The 19,540-nt window shown below is 48.0% G+C and carries 19 protein-coding genes and 3 tRNA genes; 13 read left to right on the top strand and 9 right to left on the bottom strand.

Annotated features, from left to right (window positions below):
• Positions 1-10: 10 nt before the first annotated feature.
• Genes AC3ISQ_RS10315 through idi form a run of 3 tightly spaced genes read right to left on the bottom strand, consistent with a single transcriptional unit; the run spans position 11 to position 3,389 of the window.
• Complete coding sequence (locus AC3ISQ_RS10315; RefSeq protein WP_489352892.1) at positions 11-988, bottom strand: SAM-dependent methyltransferase; 978 nt, start codon at positions 986-988, stop codon at positions 11-13.
• The gene (dxs, locus tag AC3ISQ_RS10310) at positions 985-2,823 is read right to left on the bottom strand and encodes a 1-deoxy-D-xylulose-5-phosphate synthase (RefSeq protein WP_489352890.1); all 1,839 of its coding nucleotides are present in this window, start codon (positions 2,821-2,823) and stop codon (positions 985-987) included. Before dxs ends, AC3ISQ_RS10315 begins: the two co-directional genes overlap by 4 nt.
• A gap of 17 nt (positions 2,824-2,840) precedes the next feature.
• Complete coding sequence (gene idi, locus AC3ISQ_RS10305) at positions 2,841-3,389, bottom strand: isopentenyl-diphosphate Delta-isomerase (protein ID WP_489352888.1); 549 nt, start codon at positions 3,387-3,389, stop codon at positions 2,841-2,843.
• 382 nt (positions 3,390-3,771) lie between these two features.
• Here idi and gloA point away from each other — a divergent pair, with 382 nt between their 5' ends.
• Together gloA and rnt are read left to right on the top strand one after the other, a co-directional pair.
• On the top strand, positions 3,772-4,179 hold the full coding sequence (gloA, locus tag AC3ISQ_RS10300; RefSeq protein ID WP_489352886.1) for a lactoylglutathione lyase: 408 nt from the start codon (positions 3,772-3,774) through the stop codon (positions 4,177-4,179).
• Between the two features lie 100 nt (positions 4,180-4,279).
• Positions 4,280-4,933, top strand: coding sequence for a ribonuclease T (rnt, locus tag AC3ISQ_RS10295; RefSeq protein WP_489352884.1), 654 nt, complete (start codon positions 4,280-4,282; stop codon positions 4,931-4,933).
• Positions 4,934-4,990: 57 nt separating this feature from the next.
• On the opposite strand, the gene AC3ISQ_RS10290 is transcribed toward rnt, so the two are convergent.
• Positions 4,991-5,338, bottom strand: a complete 348-nt coding sequence (locus tag AC3ISQ_RS10290) for a Grx4 family monothiol glutaredoxin (protein ID WP_489352883.1) — start codon at positions 5,336-5,338, stop codon at positions 4,991-4,993.
• A gap of 390 nt (positions 5,339-5,728) precedes the next feature.
• Here AC3ISQ_RS10290 and AC3ISQ_RS10285 point away from each other — a divergent pair, with 390 nt between their 5' ends.
• Positions 5,729-6,556 carry a C40 family peptidase gene (locus tag AC3ISQ_RS10285; RefSeq protein ID WP_489352881.1) on the top strand — a complete coding sequence of 276 codons (828 nt, stop codon included), beginning with the start codon at positions 5,729-5,731 and terminating at the stop codon, positions 6,554-6,556.
• 239 nt (positions 6,557-6,795) lie between these two features.
• Entirely contained in the window at positions 6,796-7,374 is a 579-nt protein-coding gene (sodB, locus tag AC3ISQ_RS10280; RefSeq protein ID WP_489352879.1) for a superoxide dismutase [Fe], read from the top strand.
• Between the two features lie 62 nt (positions 7,375-7,436).
• Here sodB and cydH read toward each other — a convergent pair whose 3' ends face one another.
• Positions 7,437-7,526, bottom strand: coding sequence for a cytochrome bd-I oxidase subunit CydH (gene cydH / locus AC3ISQ_RS10275; RefSeq protein ID WP_489352878.1), 90 nt, complete (start codon positions 7,524-7,526; stop codon positions 7,437-7,439).
• 325 nt (positions 7,527-7,851) lie between these two features.
• Here cydH and purR point away from each other — a divergent pair, with 325 nt between their 5' ends.
• Positions 7,852-8,877, top strand: coding sequence for an HTH-type transcriptional repressor PurR (purR, locus tag AC3ISQ_RS10270; RefSeq protein WP_489352876.1), 1,026 nt, complete (start codon positions 7,852-7,854; stop codon positions 8,875-8,877).
• Here the strand turns inward: purR and punR are convergent.
• Positions 8,874-9,815 (bottom strand): DNA-binding transcriptional activator PunR, encoded by a 942-nt coding sequence (punR, locus tag AC3ISQ_RS10265; protein WP_489352875.1) that lies wholly within the window; start codon positions 9,813-9,815, stop codon positions 8,874-8,876. The two genes, purR and punR, sit on opposite strands and share 4 nt — an antisense overlap.
• 121 nt (positions 9,816-9,936) lie before the next feature.
• Between punR and punC the strand changes: the two genes are divergently transcribed.
• Positions 9,937-11,142, top strand: coding sequence for a purine nucleoside transporter PunC (gene punC, locus AC3ISQ_RS10260; RefSeq protein WP_489352873.1), 1,206 nt, complete (start codon positions 9,937-9,939; stop codon positions 11,140-11,142).
• Between the two features lie 345 nt (positions 11,143-11,487).
• Positions 11,488-12,639 carry a cyclopropane fatty acyl phospholipid synthase gene (gene cfa / locus AC3ISQ_RS10255; RefSeq protein WP_489352871.1) on the top strand — a complete coding sequence of 384 codons (1,152 nt, stop codon included), beginning with the start codon at positions 11,488-11,490 and terminating at the stop codon, positions 12,637-12,639.
• A 71-nt stretch (positions 12,640-12,710) separates the two neighbouring features.
• Here the strand turns inward: cfa and AC3ISQ_RS10250 are convergent, their stop codons facing one another.
• Both AC3ISQ_RS10250 and AC3ISQ_RS10245 read right to left on the bottom strand, forming a co-directional pair.
• A complete protein-coding gene (locus AC3ISQ_RS10250; protein WP_489352869.1) occupies positions 12,711-13,007 on the bottom strand; it encodes an I78 family peptidase inhibitor in 297 nt (98 codons plus the stop codon).
• A 15-nt stretch (positions 13,008-13,022) separates the two neighbouring features.
• A complete protein-coding gene (locus tag AC3ISQ_RS10245) occupies positions 13,023-13,685 on the bottom strand; it encodes a riboflavin synthase subunit alpha (protein WP_489352868.1) in 663 nt (220 codons plus the stop codon).
• Between the two features lie 213 nt (positions 13,686-13,898).
• Between AC3ISQ_RS10245 and AC3ISQ_RS10240 the strand changes: the two genes are divergently transcribed.
• From AC3ISQ_RS10240 to AC3ISQ_RS10215, 6 genes are all read left to right on the top strand, one after another.
• A complete protein-coding gene (locus AC3ISQ_RS10240) occupies positions 13,899-15,275 on the top strand; it encodes an MATE family efflux transporter (protein WP_489352866.1) in 1,377 nt (458 codons plus the stop codon).
• 179 nt (positions 15,276-15,454) lie between these two features.
• A tRNA-Val gene (locus AC3ISQ_RS10235) sits at positions 15,455-15,531 on the top strand.
• A 28-nt stretch (positions 15,532-15,559) separates the two neighbouring features.
• A tRNA-Val gene (locus AC3ISQ_RS10230) sits at positions 15,560-15,636 on the top strand.
• A gap of 28 nt (positions 15,637-15,664) precedes the next feature.
• Positions 15,665-15,741: transfer RNA gene (locus AC3ISQ_RS10225), tRNA-Val, on the top strand.
• Positions 15,742-16,258: 517 nt separating this feature from the next.
• Positions 16,259-17,671, top strand: a complete 1,413-nt coding sequence (gene pykF / locus AC3ISQ_RS10220; RefSeq protein ID WP_489352864.1) for a pyruvate kinase PykF — start codon at positions 16,259-16,261, stop codon at positions 17,669-17,671.
• A gap of 306 nt (positions 17,672-17,977) precedes the next feature.
• Positions 17,978-18,214 carry a major outer membrane lipoprotein gene (locus AC3ISQ_RS10215; protein WP_489352862.1) on the top strand — a complete coding sequence of 79 codons (237 nt, stop codon included), beginning with the start codon at positions 17,978-17,980 and terminating at the stop codon, positions 18,212-18,214.
• Positions 18,215-18,334: 120 nt separating this feature from the next.
• Here the strand turns inward: AC3ISQ_RS10215 and AC3ISQ_RS10210 are convergent, their stop codons facing one another.
• On the bottom strand, positions 18,335-19,348 hold the full coding sequence (locus AC3ISQ_RS10210) for a L,D-transpeptidase family protein (RefSeq protein WP_489352861.1): 1,014 nt from the start codon (positions 19,346-19,348) through the stop codon (positions 18,335-18,337).
• Positions 19,349-19,540 lie beyond the last annotated feature (192 nt).

Genomic DNA, 19,540 nt, shown 5'->3' with positions numbered 1-19,540 from the left:
GTCCTCACTGTTATACGGTTTTTTTCGCAATCACGCTGTAGGTCGAGACTTTATTTTTCAGCAACGCCACCGACCAGTTTTCTGCCAATACACGGAGTTCTTCTAATGCGCCATCAACACCATTAGGGAAATGACTTTCGATATTTTTCTTCGACTCGATTAGCCAGCGAGCCACATCGATATTGGATGGCAATACTCGGAAATCCTTCACCGCAAATCCGCTGTCCTCCAGCACCTTTTCGAAATACGCCGGCGTTTTCTGGTGACGACAGGCCAAACGGTCAACAACATCCGGCGTATCGGACTGATAATTATCCGGCTCAATGTTGTACAAATTGTCGGAAATAATCACTTTCCCGCCAGGGCGAACACGCTTATACAGCGCACTCATGGCTTTCTCATACAGTGCATTAGGGAAATGTGAGATCACTCCGCGAATGATCACCAGATCGTACAAATCATCGGGATCAGGCAACCGATCAACATCTTGTGCATTGCACAGATATAAGTTGATACGGTTCTCCAACCCCTGACTTTTATGGAATTTGGCGCAATAGTTGAGTTGTTGGGCACTCACATTCACCCCATCTAGCCGTTGGCATTCAGGGAAACGCTCAGCCAGATGTTTGAGGATATAACCCCATCCGCAGCCAATATCTAAAATACGTTTCATCGCAGGGCGATCGCTACCGGTAACACCCGCCAAAAACAATTGCTGTTCGAAATAACGCACACTGGATTCATCCAGTGATGCCGTCGGTTTCAATTGACTACTAACAGGTAACACCAGCGGTTTTGGATCGTCATACACACCGAACTGGAACAACAGGGTATCGCCGATGGCTTTACGCCAATGCTCGGGATCTTCGCAGTAGGTCTGTACGACTTTGGCCTCATAACTGTCGGTATTTTGGTCACGAATCACCTGATATGGCAGACTTTGCAGATAAACCGGATCAGGATATTGCGCTTCAGACAAATTGCTCATGGCTGTTCTCCTCGATAAATGCTCTGTTTTTCAGGCAAAAAAGATGGTTTTTCATCGGTGAAATTTCTCACACCAGCAACGAGCGCCATCACTGGCGGCGCTATAAAGCGGACGATGGCGTTTTCGATACCATCAGCATCTAAACCACAGGCGGCCAGTTGTTCCGCCGGCTCACCATGTTCAATAAAGTTATCTGGAAACCCTAACAACAAGGTGCGCACTAATATTCCAGCAGCAGAGAGGCTTTCCAGACAGGCGCTACCCGCACCACCGGCGATGCAGCCTTCTTCGGCTATCACAATCACCTCGTGAGTTCGAGCGAGTTGATGCAACAGCGTTTCATCCAACGGTTTGGCAAAACGCATATTGACCACCGTGGCATTGCGCCGTTTACCGGCTTCCCGACAGGCCGTCAGCATCGAACCAAACGCTAAGATGGCGATACGTTGACCAATACGACAAACCTGTGCCTTGCCCAGCGGTAATACTGCCATTTGTTTCAATGGCACCACTCCAGGCCCGCAACCACGGGGATAACGCACCGCCGCCGGGCCTGAATGATTCAATGCGGTATGTAGCATCTGCCGACACTCGTTTTCATCCGCCGGACACATCACCACCAGATTGGGTACACAACGCAGATAAGCCAGATCAAAAGCCCCCATATGCGTCGCCCCATCGGCACCGACCACACCGGCGCGATCGATAGCAAAGGTCACTGGCAGGTTCTGAATGGCGATATCGTGGATCAGTTGGTCATAACCGCGTTGCAGGAAAGTCGAATAGATCGCCAATACCGGTTTCATTCCATCGGCGGCCAAGCCGCCGGCAAAAGTCACCGCATGTTGCTCGGCGATACCGACGTCAAAATAGCGTTCGGGAAAACGTTTTTCGAACGCCACCAGCCCGGAACCTTCACGCATTGCTGGGGTGATCGCCACCACCTTAGGATCACGTTCAGCTTCATCGCATAGCCAGTCACTGAAAATCTTGGTGTAATTAACCGCTCCCGGCGCAGAAGGAATAATGCCTTGCTGCGGGCAGAATTTAGCGGGCGCGTGATAACCCACCGGATCGGCCTCTGCGTGAGGAAAACCGGCTCCTTTTCGTGTCACCACATGTAGCAACTGCACGCCAGAACGTTGACTGACTCGCTCTAACGCTGGGATCAGTGCAGCAAAATCATGCCCATCAATCGGGCCGCTGTATTCAAACCCCAACGCGCTGAACAACGCTCCATTTTGCCCACGTTGCAAATCTGCCAAATGCTGTTTTAATGCTCCTACCGAAGGCGAAATCGACATATCGTTGTCATTGAGGATCACCAGCAGGCGCATATCCGGGCACAGAGAGGCATTATTCATTGCCTCATACGCCAAACCCGCGCTCAGGGCTCCATCGCCGATAACCGCGATGCAATGCCTCTCTTCCCCCTGCAAACGTGCGGCATATGCCATCCCCAACACCGCTGAAATTGAGGTGCTGGAATGCGCGGTGCCAAAAGCGTCATAAGGTGATTCATCGCGCCGTGGGAAACCGGAAATACCGCCGGATTTACGTAACTTCGCCATTTGTTCGCGACGCCCCGTAATAACTTTATGCGGATAAGATTGATGCCCGACATCCCAAACAATACGATCCTTTGGCGTATCAAATACATAATGTAAGGCGAGGGTTAATTCCACCACGCCAAGGTTCGCGGCCAAGTGCCCACCCGTTTTCGCTACGCTGGATAATAAAAAATGGCGTAACTCACTGGCGGTTTTAATCAATTCGTCTTGCGACAAACCTTTCAAATCCGACGGATAATGAACAGAATCCAATAAGGTATTCATACGGAAACACCTACCTTTTAATTCGTTTTGCGCAAGTGGTCTTTCTGCCACTGCTCAAATTTTTCCAAAGGGATATCTTTTAATATTCTTTGAAACCAGATGGTGAAATTCTCAGGCTGTTGATTCACTTGCTGATAAAGCTGATATAGATCCATCCACTTCCAGTCTTTTGCTTCATCAGGATTCACCTGCGGGTTAGCATTGTATAATCCAAGGTAAATATGGTCATATTCGTTTTCAGTTAAACCACCAGGAACTTCAGCGCAATAGATTAAGCTTGAGACCCTGATCAACGGGCACTTAAAACCCATTTCTTCCTGCAAGCGCCGCTGAGCCGCTTCCAAAGTCTCTTCCCCCTCACGCGGATGACCGCAGCAACTATTAGTCCACAGTTCGGCAGAGTGATATTTACCCGAAGCACGTTGCTGTAATAACAAATTGCCTTTGCTATCAAATATAAATATCGAAAACGCCCGATGTAATAATCCTTGCTGGTGAATCGGCATTTTCTTTTCAGAACCGATAAACTTATCATTTTCATCAACAAGAATTAGCATCTCTTCCATATCATGACCTTTTAAATAGAGAATCGTGCGTTATAAAATAAAACAACAATATTACTAAAGTACAAAAAAAAACTTTGTCAAATTAACGAAAGAGAAATTTTACGATTAATAGGATTATCGTTATAAAACAGTAAAATAAAAATCGATTAAATTTAATAAAAACAAAACAATTATCAACAGCTCATTATAATTAGCCTGGTAATTAATATCGCAGTGAAATAAATAAATATTGAGTTAAATACAATTAATTGTGACATTGTCACCAAAGAAACGTCACTATTTTCACTGCGATAGCGCATTGAAATCACTGTGGTGGCAACGTTATACTGCCCCATCTCACTTCATACATGCCGTTCATACGGCCAGCCAATCAGAGGAAATTATGCGCCTACTCCATACCATGCTCCGCGTCGGCGAACTACAACGCTCCATCGAGTTCTATACCAACGTATTAGGCATGCGTTTGTTGCGTACCAGCGAAAACACCGAGTACAAATACTCGCTGGCGTTTGTCGGCTATAGTGATGAAAGTGAAGGTGCAGTGATCGAGCTGACCTACAATTGGGGCGTCGATAGCTACGACATGGGCACTGCGTTTGGACACTTGGCATTGGGTGTTGATGATGTTGCGGCGACCTGCGACAACATCCGCAAAGCCGGCGGCAAAGTCACTCGTGAAGCTGGCCCGGTCAAAGGTGGCACTACGGTGATTGCTTTTGTAGAAGATCCAGACGGTTATAAAATTGAACTGATCGAAAACAAACATGCTGGGCACGGCCTCGGCAACTGAGTTACAGGGCGCATTCTAGCGCCCTGACTTTTATCCACGCTGCAACCTGACAAGAAATTTGTCATAATGACCGGCTGAATTTGATGAAGATAAGAAACTGATGGCCGAAAAAAGTGATCTTAACGCCCTGAGTGGCCGTTTTCGTGGTTTTTACCCGGTAGTGATTGACGTAGAAACCGCCGGTTTCAATGCCAAAACTGATGCACTATTGGAAATCGCCGCTGTTACGTTGAAGATGGATGCTGAAGGTTGGTTACAACAAGATGAAACCCTACATTTTCACGTAGAACCTTTTGAAGGGGCGAATCTACAACCTGAAGCCCTCGCATTCAACGGTATCGACCCGCACAACCCACTGCGTGGCGCGGTCAGTGAATACAACGCACTGCATGAGATTTTCAAAGCCATCCGTAAAGGGATGAAAGAGCAGAACTGCAATCGGGCGATTATCGTGGCGCACAACGCCAATTTTGACCACAGTTTCCTAATGAACGCCGCCGAGCGCGCAGGATTGAAACGCAACCCGTTCCACCCGTTTGCGACTTTTGATACCGCAGCTTTAAGCGGTTTGGTTTTAGGGCAGACGGTGTTAGCCAAAGCTTGTATCGCAGCGGGGATGCAGTTTGACAGTACTCAAGCGCATTCCGCGCTGTACGATACTGAGCAGACCGCCCTACTATTTTGCGAATTGGTTAATCGTTGGAAACGTCTGGGGGGTTGGCCATTGGCGACCCCAGAAGGAAACGTCGAATAAAAAAATCGGGCGGTACCTTTACAGGAACCGCCCGATTCATTATCTAACCGACTCAAATCAAGACTGTTGGTCTTCTTTAGCTGGGTATTTTGCAGCCGTTTCTTTGATCAACTGCTGCAACTCACCACGTTGATACATCTCAATAATAATATCGCAGCCACCGACCAACTCGCCATCAACCCACAGTTGCGGGAAGGTCGGCCAGTTAGCGTATTTCGGCAATTCTGCGCGAATATCCGGGTTTTGCAGAATATCAACATAAGCAAAACGCTCACCACAGGCGCTCAATGCTTGTACCGCTTGAGCAGAGAAACCACAGTTTGGCAGTTTTGGTGAGCCTTTCATGTACAACAGAATCGGGTTGCCAGAAATCTGTTGTTGAATTTTTTCAATCGTCGTCGTCATTTTATTGCTTCCTCAGGCCATATTATGGCTACAACATACATCACGCAGGTATTGTAACGGCTGAAACTGTGATAAGAAAACACCATCTTTTGCAGGGATTTATTCCAGCGACACGTTCAGCTTAAAACATACCTCTACAATAACATTTTTGATCAGATCATTTCACTAACATATTTGGCGATCCCTGTTTCAGCATTAATGTTTTATGATGCTGTTTTTGATGTTTTTTCATACGTCAAATGCCTGATTTTCTATCTAAGAAAATGTTATTAACGTTTTCTCACAAAATGACCTAATATTTTTGTGTTCTGCGCTGTTTAACATCGCGAATTTCGGGAATACTGTGCCTCATTCTTTTTCTGTTCTAAAGCCAAGGTTGGTGACGTCGACATGCGTGTGATTGTGACGCTTTTTGTGCTGTTGTTTACACAGCTGTTTTTTAATCTGGCGCATGCTGCGCCACAGGCTCGTGTTGCTGCAGAACAACGTAAGAGTCATGTCAACGATGTACGTCCGGATGACCGCAAGAAAAAGAAAGTCGTCAAAACTGCCAAAACCACCAAAAAAGCCAAAGCGACCACACCAGAAAAGATCACAAAAACGGCAAAAGTGACGAAGAGTAAGAGCGTAAAAACCGCAAAAACGGTAACCAGTAAAACCAAAACTACCCGCGTTGCTAAAAACCACGTTACGCCACCGAAAAAAGGCTACAAGAAAGGTTATGGCCGTCATCGTGATGCTGGCATGGCAACAGCCAAACTGGCCGGTAATGATAAGCCACTGAAACTTAGCCCTGCGCACAAAAAGCGCTATCAGCGCGCCAAGCAAACCGCAATGGCCAAGTTGATGAACCAAATGGGCAAACCTTATCGTTGGGGCGGCACTTCACCCAATACCGGTTTCGACTGTAGCGGCTTGATTTATTACGCCTATAAAGATCTGGTGAAAATCAAAATGCCACGCACCGCCAATGAGATGTACCATTTACGCGACGCGGCACCGATCAAGAAAAGCGAATTGGAACGTGGCGATCTGGTGTTCTTTCGCATCAACAATCGTGGCACCGCCGATCATGTTGGGGTTTACCTCGGCGACGGCAAATTTATCCAGTCACCACGTACCGGTGAAGATATCCGTATCAGCCAGTTGAATAACGATTATTGGCAAGATCACTATATCGGTGCTCGCCGAGTGATGACGCCGAAAACCATTCGTTGATTCCCGTACAATCCTCCAAGGCTGGACACTCCACCCAGCCTTTTCCCTTTATGTTGTAAACCATTGCCGATGCTTTAACCAATTAGTCTAACCGCCCTTTTTAAACCTTTTTTTCACCCAGAAAGTTGTTAAAATTAATATCCATAAAAATATTATAACAATTCTGTTTTCCTGCCTGTCGCCAACTTGGCGATAAGCCACTGGAACAATAGCGCTGTATATAAATAAAGGAGAAAGCAATGTCGTTTGAATTACCTGCATTACCGTATGCGAAAGACGCTCTCGCACCACACATTTCCGCAGAAACTCTAGAGTATCACTATGGCAAGCACCACAACGCCTACGTGGTGAACCTGAACAATCTGGTGAAAGGTAGCGAGTTCGAAGGCAAATCACTGGAAGAGATCATCAAAACCTCTACCGGTGGTGTGTTCAATAACGCAGCACAAGTTTGGAACCACACGTTCTACTGGCACTGCTTGGCACCAAACGCAGGCGGTGAACCTACTGGCGCAGTCGCAGATGCGATCAACAAATCTTTCGGTTCTTTCGCAGAATTCAAAGAGGCGTTTACCAAATCTGCCATCGGTAACTTCGGTGCGGGCTGGACTTGGTTGGTGAAAAAAGCCGACGGCTCACTGGCGATCGTCAACACCTCTAACGCGGCAACCCCGCTGACGGGTGAAGACAAAGCGCTGTTGACTGTGGATGTGTGGGAACACGCTTACTATATCGACTACCGCAATGCGCGCCCTACCTACCTGGATCACTTCTGGGCATTGGTAAACTGGAAGTTTGTAGCAGAAAATCTGGCGTAAATCGCGGGAAAATGATCGGGCGCAGCCAATTGAGTGCTGCGCCTTTTTATTGCTGGTATGAATTAATGCATCACGGCAGTAAAAGCGAAAGCAATGATCATCGCCAATGCACACACGGTAGTGATCAACGACATTTTCAGATCGGTATCCATTAAAAGCTCCTCATCGAATTAGCGATAAGCTGCGTAGAATCCACAGCATTTATACGTCGAAGTATTTTCCCACAGTTCGCGGGTAAAATCTTGTGATCATTTCTCGACTTATAATATGGATTACCTCTTCCACTTTTGCTCAATTTGCGACAGAATTCGCAGTTCACAACTGCGTACCGGCAAATATGTCCCTCCCAGTCAAGCGATTCGCGACTTCAACACTAAAAACTTAGTTTTCGCTGTTCTGGAGAAGGTTTTACGTAGGCAAACGATTAACAACCAATTTACATGCTGCATGCAAGTAGATTTAGGAGTCACTTTCTACATGGCAACGATCAAAGATGTGGCCAAACGCGCGGGCGTTTCCACCACCACCGTTTCGCACGTTATCAATAAGACCCGTTTCGTCGCCGAAGATACCAAAACTGCCGTTTGGGCCGCGATTAAAGATCTGCACTATTCACCGAGCGCGGTCGCACGTAGCCTGAAGGTTAACCACACTAAATCGATCGGTTTGCTGGCAACCTCCAGCGAAGCTCCTTACTTTGCCGAAGTGATCGAAGCGGTTGAAAATAGCTGCTACAGCAAAGGCTATACGCTGATCCTGTGTAACTCCCACAACAACCTCGACAAACAGCGGGCTTATTTAGCAATGCTGGCACAAAAGCGGGTTGATGGTCTGTTGGTGATGTGTTCGGAATATCCCGATCAACTGCTCGGCATGCTGGAGGATTATCGCAATATCCCAATGGTGGTGATGGACTGGGGCGCGGCGCGCGGCGATTTCACCGATACCATTATTGATAACGCCTTTGCCGGTGGTTACTTGGCCGGTCGTTATTTGATCGAACGTGGTCATCGCGACATTGGCGCAATTCCCGGCCAATTATCCCGTAACACTGGCGGTGGCCGTCATCAGGGCTTTTTAAAGGCGCTGCAAGAAGCCCATATTGAAGTGCGGGACGAATGGATTGTTCAGGGTGACTTCGAACCGGAGTCTGGTTACAAAGCCATGCACCAAATTTTATCGCAAAAACATCGCCCAACCGCGGTATTCTGCGGCGGTGACATTATGGCGATGGGCGCGATTTGTGCCGCCGATGAGTTGGGTTTGCGCGTACCACAAGATATTTCGGTGATCGGGTATGACAACGTGCGCAATGCGCGCTACTTCACCCCAGCGCTGACGACAATTCATCAGCCCAAAGAACGTCTGGGTGAAATGGCCTTTACTATGTTGCTGGATCGCATTATCAGCAAACGTGAAGAATCACAGGTGATCGAAGTCCATCCTAAGTTGGTCGAGCGTCGTTCAGTGACCGACGGCCCATTTATCGATTACCGCCGTTAATTGTTAGGTTGGGGGAGCATCTCCCCCGGCTCCCGTTCATTAAACCACTCCTGATTTAACGTCTCGCTATCTCCCAAATACTCCAACAACCATTCCATCGCCGGTGATTGAGCATTCTGCTGCCAAGTCAGACAGCACAAACTCGGAGGAAAAGGTTGACCCAGTTGCAACGCCACCAGCTCACCACTTTGTACCAACGGCAGAACCAAATGAGCCGGAACCATCCCCACACACAAACCACCACGTAGACAATCTATCGCCGATGACCAATCAGGGACAATCAAACGTCGCTGGTTATCTAACGTCCAAGTCACGCGTTTTGGCAGATTGCGCGACGTGTCTTCCAGTACTAATGCCGGGTAAGGCCGCAATTGGTTGTCATGCAATTCCCCTGCTATCGCGGCCAATGGATGTTGCGGGCTCGCCACACACAACCAATTCATAAATCCCATATCGCGGAAGGCAAAACCGCCACCAACCGGCACGGCTCGGGTCGCGCCAATCGCCATTTCCGCTCGCCCATCGACCAACGCATCCCAAACACCGTTAAACACTTCGGGCTGAATTAACAGCTCCACATCAGGAAACTGGCGATAAAAATCCACTACCAGTTGACGGCTGCGTTGTGGTTTAACGATGATATCTACCGCTATTTTCAATTGACCACGCCAACCGTTCGCCACTTGTTGACACTGTCGACGTGTTTCGAGCATTTTTTTGATAACAGCACGTGATTCCTGGATGAATAGCGCGCCAGCAGGCGTCAATTCAACGTCTCGATGGCGTCGCTCAAACAACGGAACGGCCAACCATTGTTCCAATTGGCGTACCGTATAGCTGACTGCGGAAGGTACACGATGTAATTCCTGCGCAGCGGCACTAAAGCTACCGGTTCGCGCTACGGCATCAACAACATCTAGCGAGTATTCGGACCACATAATATTGCCTTCAATTTTTTTCACAGCACTGTGCGAATATTACCGTTTCACAAGCAAAGATCCAGTCATATACACTGCCGCGTCGCAAACCTGCATCACCATTAATTCTAACGAGAAACAAATGAAGAACTTTGGATTCATGTTTTACCTTGCCGGGCTGAGTATGTTGGGGTACTTAGCCACCGATATGTATTTGCCTGCTTTCGGCGCGATGCAAAAGGAACTGCAAATTTCTGCTGGAGCCATTAGCGCCAGCTTAAGTATCTTCCTAGCAGGTTTTGCTTTCGCACAACTGTTGTGGGGGCCGCTTTCCGATAAATTAGGCCGCAAACCGGTACTGTTAATCGGTTTGTCACTGTTCGCTGTGGGTTGTTTGGGCATGCTGTGGGTACAAACCGCTGTTCAACTGTGGTCACTGCGTTTTGTCCAAGCGATCGGCGTGTGTTCTGCGGCAGTAACTTGGCAGGCGATCGTTGTTGACCGTTACCGCGATGATAAAGCCAGCCGCATGTTCGCAACCATTATGCCGTTGGTTGCGCTTTCACCAGCGTTGGCTCCGCTGGTAGGTGCTTGGTTGTTGAACCACTTTAGCTGGCGCGTCATTTTCGCCGTGTTGCTTGGGATCACCGCTCTGTTAATGGTTCCGACGTTACTGCTAAAAGAAAGCGCTAAAAAGCAGACCGCAGCAGAGAGAAAATCCAACATCAGTTTTATGCAATTGCTGAAGTCTCCAGTCTTTAGTGGCAACGTGATGGTCTTTGCTGCCTGTTCTGCCGGTTTCTTCGCTTGGCTGACGGGTTCACCGTTTATCCTCGGTGAAATGGGTTATAGCCCGAGTGATATCGGTTTGAGCTATGTACCACAAACGCTGGCGTTCCTGTTGGGGGGTTATGGCTGCCGTATGGCATTGAGCCGCATCAACGGTAATGCATTACTGCCATGGCTATTGGTTTCTTACGGTATCAGTATGGTTGCATTATATCTGGTCGCCGTAATGACTGAACCAACCTTGACGACATTGCTGATCCCATTCTGTTTGATGGCTCTGGTCAACGGTGCGAGCTACCCTATTTTGGTGTCCAACGCGTTAATGCCATTCCCAAAAAGTACCGGTAAAGCCGCCGCATTGCAGAACACTTTGCAGTTGGGGCTGTGTTTCGTCGCCAGTATGGTGGTTTCAGCCTTTATCGCCCAACCTTTATTGGCGACGGTAACAGTGATGGTTTCTACCGTTGTTTTAGCCGCGTTGGGTTATGTTATCCAACGGGGAAAAGTGGTTGAGTCAAAAATGGTAACTCAGCAAGAGCATGCTAACTCCGCGTCATAATTACCTGCATTAATAATCACTTAATGTATATGTCTGCCCAGTGCGATTTACGGTTGAGTCAGTACTCCGGCAGGCATATACTCAAAGCTGATCTTTCAAAATAACACTTTTAGAATACTTTTATCACAAGTAGCCACTGTGTACGCTTGCCGTATCACGGTTTATTTAAGAATGCGTTTACCCTGCGTATATTGCTCAGGGAGCATTCTTAACTTTTCCCTCTGTTCATGTCGGATATCGGACGCCACGGGCTCAGTTCTCGTAGGTATACGCATGTGCCCGCAGAAATAGACTAAGCTTTTTCCTGGCGGGTCATAAAGTCGGAAGAAAGGTGGTGGAGAAGCTATGAGTTCATCGTGTATAGAAGACCTGAGCATTCAAGATAACCAATGGTACCCTATTGTTTATGAACTGCTCGGCCAGGCCAATATTGAAATTAACGGCTCACGTCCCTTCGATATTCAGGTCAAAAATCCCAATTTTTTTAAGCGTGTGCTCCAAGAGGGCTCTCTGGGGTTAGGCGAAAGCTATATGGATGGTTGGTGGGAGTGTGAACGGTTGGATATTTTCTTCCAACATGTGGTCGCTGCCGGGTTAGAGAAAAAAATCCCCCACCGCTTTAAAGACATCCTACGCGTTGCCGCTGCACGGTTAACCAATCTGCAATCGAAAAAACGTGCTTGGATCGTCGGTAAAGAGCATTACGATCTGGGAAATGATCTGTTTACCCGAATGCTCGACAGCCACATGCAATATTCCTGCGGCTTTTGGAAAGATGCCACGACGTTGGAGCAAGCGCAGGAAGCCAAACTGCAGATGATCTGCGAGAAGTTGCAGTTAAAACCGGGCATGACGTTGCTAGATATCGGCTGTGGTTGGGGCGGATTATCTGAATATGCAGCCAGAAACTACGGCGTTTCCGTGGTCGGCGTCACCATCTCTGCTGAACAGCAAAAGCTGGCGCAAGCACGGTGTACGGGATTGGACGTCGAGATCTTACTGCAAGATTATCGCGATTTGCACCGTCAGTTTGACCGTATCGTTTCGGTCGGTATGTTTGAACATGTAGGGCCGAAAAATTACCCGACGTATTTCAACGTTGTCGGACGTAATTTAAAACCAGACGGTCTGTTCCTGTTGCATACCATTGGCTCTAATCGGACAGATATGCATGTTGATCCGTGGATCGACAAATATATCTTCCCGAATGGATGTTTACCGTCCGTGCGTCATATTGCCAATGTCAGCGAAGGACATTTTGTGATGGAAGATTGGCACAATTTCGGTGCTGATTACGATCGCACGTTGATGGTTTGGCTCGAACGTTTTAAACAGGCATGGCCACAGCTGGTCGATAATTACTCCGAGCGTTTCGAGCGCATGTTCAGTTATTACCTGAATGCCTGCGCCGGCGCGTTTCGCGCTCGTGATATTCAGCTTTGGCAAGTGTTATTCAGCCCGAAAGGTGTTGAGGGCGGATTACGCACTCCACGCTGAACCAACCATGAAACAATAAACCCCGGTGCAGATTTTCCATATTCCGGGGTTGTTTTTACTGTTGCGATTAATTAGCCGCAATAAACGCGGCTAATTTTATCGTCTTTATCACCCAAGAAGTTCAGGCGTTTTAAATTGAAATCCATTGTCACTGCCGAGTTATACGGAATGGCACGCACCTGACCATCCACTTGAACACCTTGCAAATCAGAAAGTGATTTGCCTACGTAGCTTTGATACTGTGCTGCACCACAAGTGTCATCGGCATCAACAACGGGCTGCGCAGTAGCGGTTTTTTCTGGTGTACTGTTACAAGCTGCCAACGCAAACACACCCGCCAACATCAATGTTTTCCCAAATAACTTCATTATCCTTCCTCCTTATTATTGACCATCAATATGCACTTCATCATGTTTGGCTGCGGCTACCAACGTCGCTTCACGACTAGCAAGTACGCGCTCCACTGTATCCACCACCGCTTGAGTTTGTGGATCGATTTCAATATTCACTTTATCACCCAGTCGTTTTTTCCCCAGAGTGGTTCGAGCCAATGTTTCCGGGATTAAATGCACGCAGAATTTCTTACCGACCACTTCACCAATGGTCAAACTGATACCGTCAATACCAATGAAACCTTTATGTAACACATACTTCATTAATTCAGCATCGGCTATCTTGAACCAAATTTGGCGATTATGTTCCGATGTATAAATTTTGCTGATTTCTGCGGTACAAATAATATGACCAGACATTATATGCCCGCCAATCTCATCACTGAATTTTGCGGCTCGTTCAATGTTTACCACACTGCCTAGCTTGAGATCGCCCAAGTTAGTCAGGCGCAAAGTTTCTTTGATCAGATCAAAACTAACGCGATTGCCCTCAATGGCGGTGACGGTCAAACAACAACCGTTATGCGCTACCGAAGCGCCTAACTCTAGGCCAGGCAAAAGTTCATCTGGTAACTCAACAACATGGGTACGGAAGTTGGGTTTGTCATCAATAGCAACCAATGGCGCGGTGCCTTGTACGATACCGGTAAACATGTGTACCTCTTTTACTTGAATGCGTCAAAATCATCTATGACAAGTTTGCCCCAGTTAGAGCAGAAAACCAAATCCTGACGCAATAAAAACCTCGTAGCATTTGCTTACTATCAGTAAGAATGTACAATCTTTTTGAGATTATCCCGCTACTTTTTATTGTTGTCCCCTCTTGGCAACCCTTTTTCCTTCAATTATTCGAAATAAGGTGTATGCGTGCAGAAGTACTTCGTTGAAGCGCGTAGTTTATTAGCCCTCGCTATCCCAGTGATCATCGCGCAAATATCACAAACGGCGATGGGCGTGGTCGATACCATTATGGCTGGTGCCTATAGCGCTACCGATATGGCGGCCGTTGCGGTGGGTACCTCAATCTGGCTACCGGCGATCCTGTTCGGCCACGGTTTGGTATTGGCTCTCACTCCGGTCATTGCCCAACTTAATGGGGCAGGACGACGCGACCGCATCGCTCATCAGGTGCATCAAGGCTTTTGGCTGGCCTGTGGTGTTTCGGTGCTAATTATTGCCGTACTGTATAACAGCCATCTGTTGATCGGCATGATGCATAACATCGATCCGCAACTGGCCAGTAAAGCCGTCGGTTATTTGCACGCATTAATGTGGGGTGCACCGGGTTATCTATGCTTCCAGGTTTTGCGTAACCAATGCGAAGGTTTGTCAAAAACCAAACCCGGTATGGTGATTGGTTTCCTTGGTCTATTGGTCAACATTCCAATTAACTACATCTTTATCTATGGCAAGTTCGGTATGCCGGAGCTCGGCGGTGTCGGTTGTGGTGTCGCGACCGCCAGCGTGTATTGGGTGATGTTCTTGATGATGCGTTGGTATGTCAGCCGCGCACCTTCACAACGTGATATTAAGGCCCCAGCAGATTGCAGCCGTGCGCCAGATTGGGCGGTGCTGAAACGTTTGATTGGCATCGGTATGCCAGTCGCATTGGCTCTATTCTTCGAGGTGACACTGTTTGCCATCGTGGCGTTGTTGGTTTCGCCGTTAGGGATCGTCGCGGTGGCAGGTCACCAGATCGCCCTGAACTTCAGTTCATTGATGTTTGTACTGCCGCTATCGTTGGGCGTTAGCGCCACTATCCGTATCGGTCACAGCTTGGGATCGGGCTCGGTGGAAGGCGCTCGCGTTGCCTCCTATGCCGCGATCGGCGTGGGTATCTTGATGGCCTGCTGCACCGCACTGTTCACCGCCAGCCTGCGTGAGCCGATCGCTCTGTTGTATAATGACAGTCCGGCGGTAGTCGCGATGGCTTCGCACCTGATGTTGTTAGCGGCAATCTATCAAATTTCGGATTCCGTTCAGGTCATCGGTAGCGGTGTACTGCGTGGTTATAAAGATACTCGTTCCATCTTCTATATTACGTTTGTCGCCTATTGGGTGCTGGGGCTACCAAGCGGCTATCTTTTGGCGCTGACCGATTATATCGTCCCGGCGATGGGGCCAAGCGGTTTCTGGTTCGGTTTTATCATCGGGTTGACCTTCTCGGCAATTATGATGGCGCTGCGTATGCGTTGGTTGCAAAAACAATCCCCTGCATTGATCATGCAACGCGCAGCGCGTTAAGTTCCGGCGGCTGGTTTCGACGCCAGCCGCTATTTCTTTGTCGCAAAATCCACCATGCTGCACATAAGCGCAGCAATCGCGTGAAATACCGAGTAAATTTGCGTTTTTCCCCTTGCCAGCAACCGGGCAGCCCGTTAATATTCGTCCCCGCTGTCAGCCATGATAGCCAGGAAGACATCGCGTTCGTAGCTCAGTTGGTTAGAGCACCACCTTGACATGGTGGGGGTCGATGGTTCGAGTCCATTCGAACGCACCATATTCCTGCAGCAATTGAAGTACCCGATGCGTTCGTAGCTCAGTTGGTTAGAGCACCACCTTGACATGGTGGGGGTCGATGGTTCGAGTCCATTCGAACGCACCATATCTCTGCAGTAATTGAAATACCCGATGCGTTCGTAGCTCAGTTGGTTAGAGCACCACCTTGACATGGTGGGGGTCGATGGTTCGAGTCCATTCGAACGCACCATTCTTACTTACCGTTTCCTCCTTCCCTATTTATATTTTCCTTACTGATAAAAATCATCGTTATTATTCGCCAAAACAATAAGCCTGATTTACAGCAAGGCTATTTGCGCAACAACATCCCTCTTCTGCTTTGCATTTGCGCCACATTTGCTGCTATTTTGACTTGTCCTGCTTTGTTCGCAGGTTTTTTATTTTGTTTCCCGCTGGTTAGCCTTTATAATGCGCAACGTCTTTCAGTTGAATGGTTTCAGCCCTTGATCTGCGAAAACGCAATAACAACCACATTTCATCTCACGACTTTGCGCAGTCACCTCGCGCCCAAACTCGGGCTGAATTTTTCCACCCCATTTCTACTGCGGTCACCTATCCTTAACTATGTTTTGTACCAGCAAGACAATGTTTTGCACCATCAGGTTCGTATCAAATTCCATACTGGCGGTTTAAAACCTATCCCCACAGGCTACTAACCCTCGGTTTTATCATTTTTTAATCCATCACAACTTGTAGAAAAAAACGTCATGAAAAAGACCAAAATCGTTTGTACTATCGGCCCAAAAACTGAATCGGAAGAAATGCTGACCAACCTGCTGAATGCTGGCATGAACGTCATGCGCCTTAACTTCTCCCACGGCGACTACGAAGAACACGGCAACCGCATTAAAAACATGCGTGCCGTAATGGCAAGAACCGGTAAAAGCGCCGGTATCCTGCTGGACACCAAAGGTCCAGAAATTCGTACCATGAAACTGGAAGGCGGCAAAGATGCCTCTCTGGTTGCAGGTCAAACCTTCACCTTCACCACCGATCAAGCGGTGATCGGCAATGCTGAGCGCGTGGCTGTGACCTACAGCGGCTTCACCGCTGATCTAAAAGTCGGTAACACCGTGCTGGTCGACGATGGTCTGATCGGTATGGAAGTCACTAACGTGACCGACAAAGAAGTGGTTTGTAAAGTACTGAACAACGGCGATCTGGGCGAAAACAAAGGCGTTAACCTGCCAGGCGTTTCTATCCAACTGCCAGCATTGGCTGAAAAAGACAAACGTGACCTGATCTTCGGTTGCGAACAAGGCGTCGACTTTGTTGCTGCTTCCTTTATCCGTAAGCGTTCCGACGTAGTGGAAATCCGCGAGCACCTGAAGGCTCACGGTGGCGAACACATCCAAATCATCTCCAAGATTGAAAACCAAGAAGGCCTGAACAACTTCGACGAAATCCTCGAAGCTTCTGACGGCATCATGGTCGCTCGTGGCGATCTGGGTGTTGAAATCCCGGTTGAAGAAGTGATCTTCGCGCAGAAGATGATGATCGAAAAATGTAACCGCGCACGCAAAGTGGTCATTACTGCCACCCAGATGCTGGATTCCATGATCAAAAACCCACGTCCTACTCGCGCAGAAGCGGGTGACGTGGCCAACGCCATCTTGGATGGGACTGACGCAGTGATGCTGTCTGGTGAGAGCGCCAAGGGTAAATACCCACTGGAATCCGTGACCATCATGGCAACCATCTGTGAGCGTACTGACCGCGTGATGCCTAGCCGCATCGACAGCATTAACGACAACCGTAAAATGCGTATCACCGAAGCGGTTTGCCGCGGCGCAGTAGAAACTGCCGAGAAACTGGAAGCACCACTGATCGTCGTTGCTACCAGCGGCGGTAAATCAGCTAAATCCGTGCGTAAGTACTTCCCAGATGCCATGATCTTGGCTCTGACCACCAACGAAATCACCGCGCACCAGTTAATTCTGAGCAAAGGTGTGGTTCCTATGATGGTCAAAGAAATTGCTTCTACCGACGATTTCTATCGTTTGGGTAAAGAAGCGGCGTTGGCTAGCGGTTTGGCACAAAAAGGCGACGTTGTGGTAATGGTTTCTGGTGCATTAGTACCAAGCGGCACCACTAATACTGCTTCAGTTCACGTGTTGTAATCAAAAAGTGACAGAAGTTTTTTGACCAAAACGCCGCTTCGCGGCGTTTTTTTTAACCACAATAAACTCATCACCTAAAAATTCCGCATGAATTGCTCATTATTTGACTCATTACAAATCGGAGCAGTCCGATAGAATCCGGCTGTTTTGCCTCGTTTTTTTAACTAATTTGCAAAAGAAGATGCAAGTTTGAGCGAACGATCAAAATAAAGCGCATCAATACAAAAAATTTATTCTCTTTCGAAAAAAGTTTGTGTAATACTTGTAACGCTACATGGAGATTAACTCAATCTAGAGGGTGTTATAATGAATCGTACTAAACTGGTACTGGGCGCGGTAATCCTGGGTTCTACTTTGCTGGCTGGTTGCTCAAGCAACGCTAAAATTGATCAACTGTCTTCAGACGTTCAGACTCTGAACGCTAAAGTTGACCAACTGAGCAACGACGTGAACGCAATCCGTTCTGACGTTCAAGCAGCTAAAGACGACGCAGCACGTGCTAACCAGCGTCTGGACAACCAAGCTCAATCTTACAAAAAGTAAGTTTGATCTGGTAATTGAAACGGCGCACATTGTGCGCCGTTTTTTTGCCTGCTATTTACCCTTTCTTTGACGATAAAAAAAGCCCAGCAATTGCTGAGCTCTTGTAAGCCTTCTAGCCAATTAATTCACTTCAGTGATACCAGCTGCTTCTGATGTGCTCTTAGCCGCCTCTGGAGCCGCTGTAGGCGTCAGAGAGACATCTGCAGGGTTCTGCCCTTCACTCACCAATACCGGCATGCCAGAGCGACGCTCCAGTGCGCTATCGAACATCGCTTTATCGGTCAGTGCGTCTGCCACAAAACTCTTATCAGCTTTAGACAGGGTAATCGACATGGTCTGTGGATCATCATTTTCCGTCTTCGACAACGGCTGATGGACTTCCACATAACGTTTGCCGTCTGGCTCGACCGAGATCTTCACCGGATTATTGACAATCTGCACACGAGTGCCTTTCGGTACCATGTTGAACAAATTTTCGATGTCATTTGGCCGCAGACGGATGCAGCCAGAGCTAACGCGCATACCGATACCGAAGTTGGCGTTGGTACCATGGATCAGATATTGCCCTTTCCCCATTGATAGACGCATAGCAAACAGTCCCATTGGGTTTTCCGGTCCTGCCGGGATCACCGCAGGCAGGATTTCACCTTTAGCGGCATAACGTTTACGAATATTGGTCGTTGGTGTCCACGTTGGGTTCGGGATCTTCTGGCTCACAGAAGTCACCTTCAGCGGCGTGTGCATCCCTGTCTGGCCAATACCGATCGGATAAACAATCACTTTGTTCTCGCCTTTCGGATAGTAATACAGGCGCAGTTCCGCCAGGTTGACCACAATCCCTTCACGCTTGGTATCGGGCAGCAGCATCTGGGTTGGAATAGTCAGCACCGTACCGGGTTTCGGCAAGAAAGGATCGGTACCTGGGTTGGCTTCCAGCATGCCCAACAAGCCAATTTCATATTTGGCGGCAATGGCTTCCAGAGGCTTGCCATCGTTCGGCACGGTATAAGTGGTATTTTCACCAATCAGACGGCTATCTGCCGGTGGCAACGGATACTCCGTTGCACTGGCCGTGTGGCTACCGGCCAGCGCCGTAGCCAATAACACACCCATTAAAGTCAACGCACGTTTCATTATCTTCCCTACAGTCTTATTACGGTTTGGCCACAAGGCTAACGAGCACTTGCCATCAGGTAAATCGGAAAAATCAGACAAACACCCGAACCATAGTAGCAACAATGTTACCAATGGCAATAAGTTGTCTAGAAATCAACATGTTATAACGTAATTATTTACGTAGATTGTCAATACACTGTAAACAAGCAA

The organism is Serratia sp. KH_031 (assembly GCF_057839655.1).
Note: the sequence above shows the minus strand (reverse complement) of the source record. Positions and strands in the feature narration are given on the sequence as shown.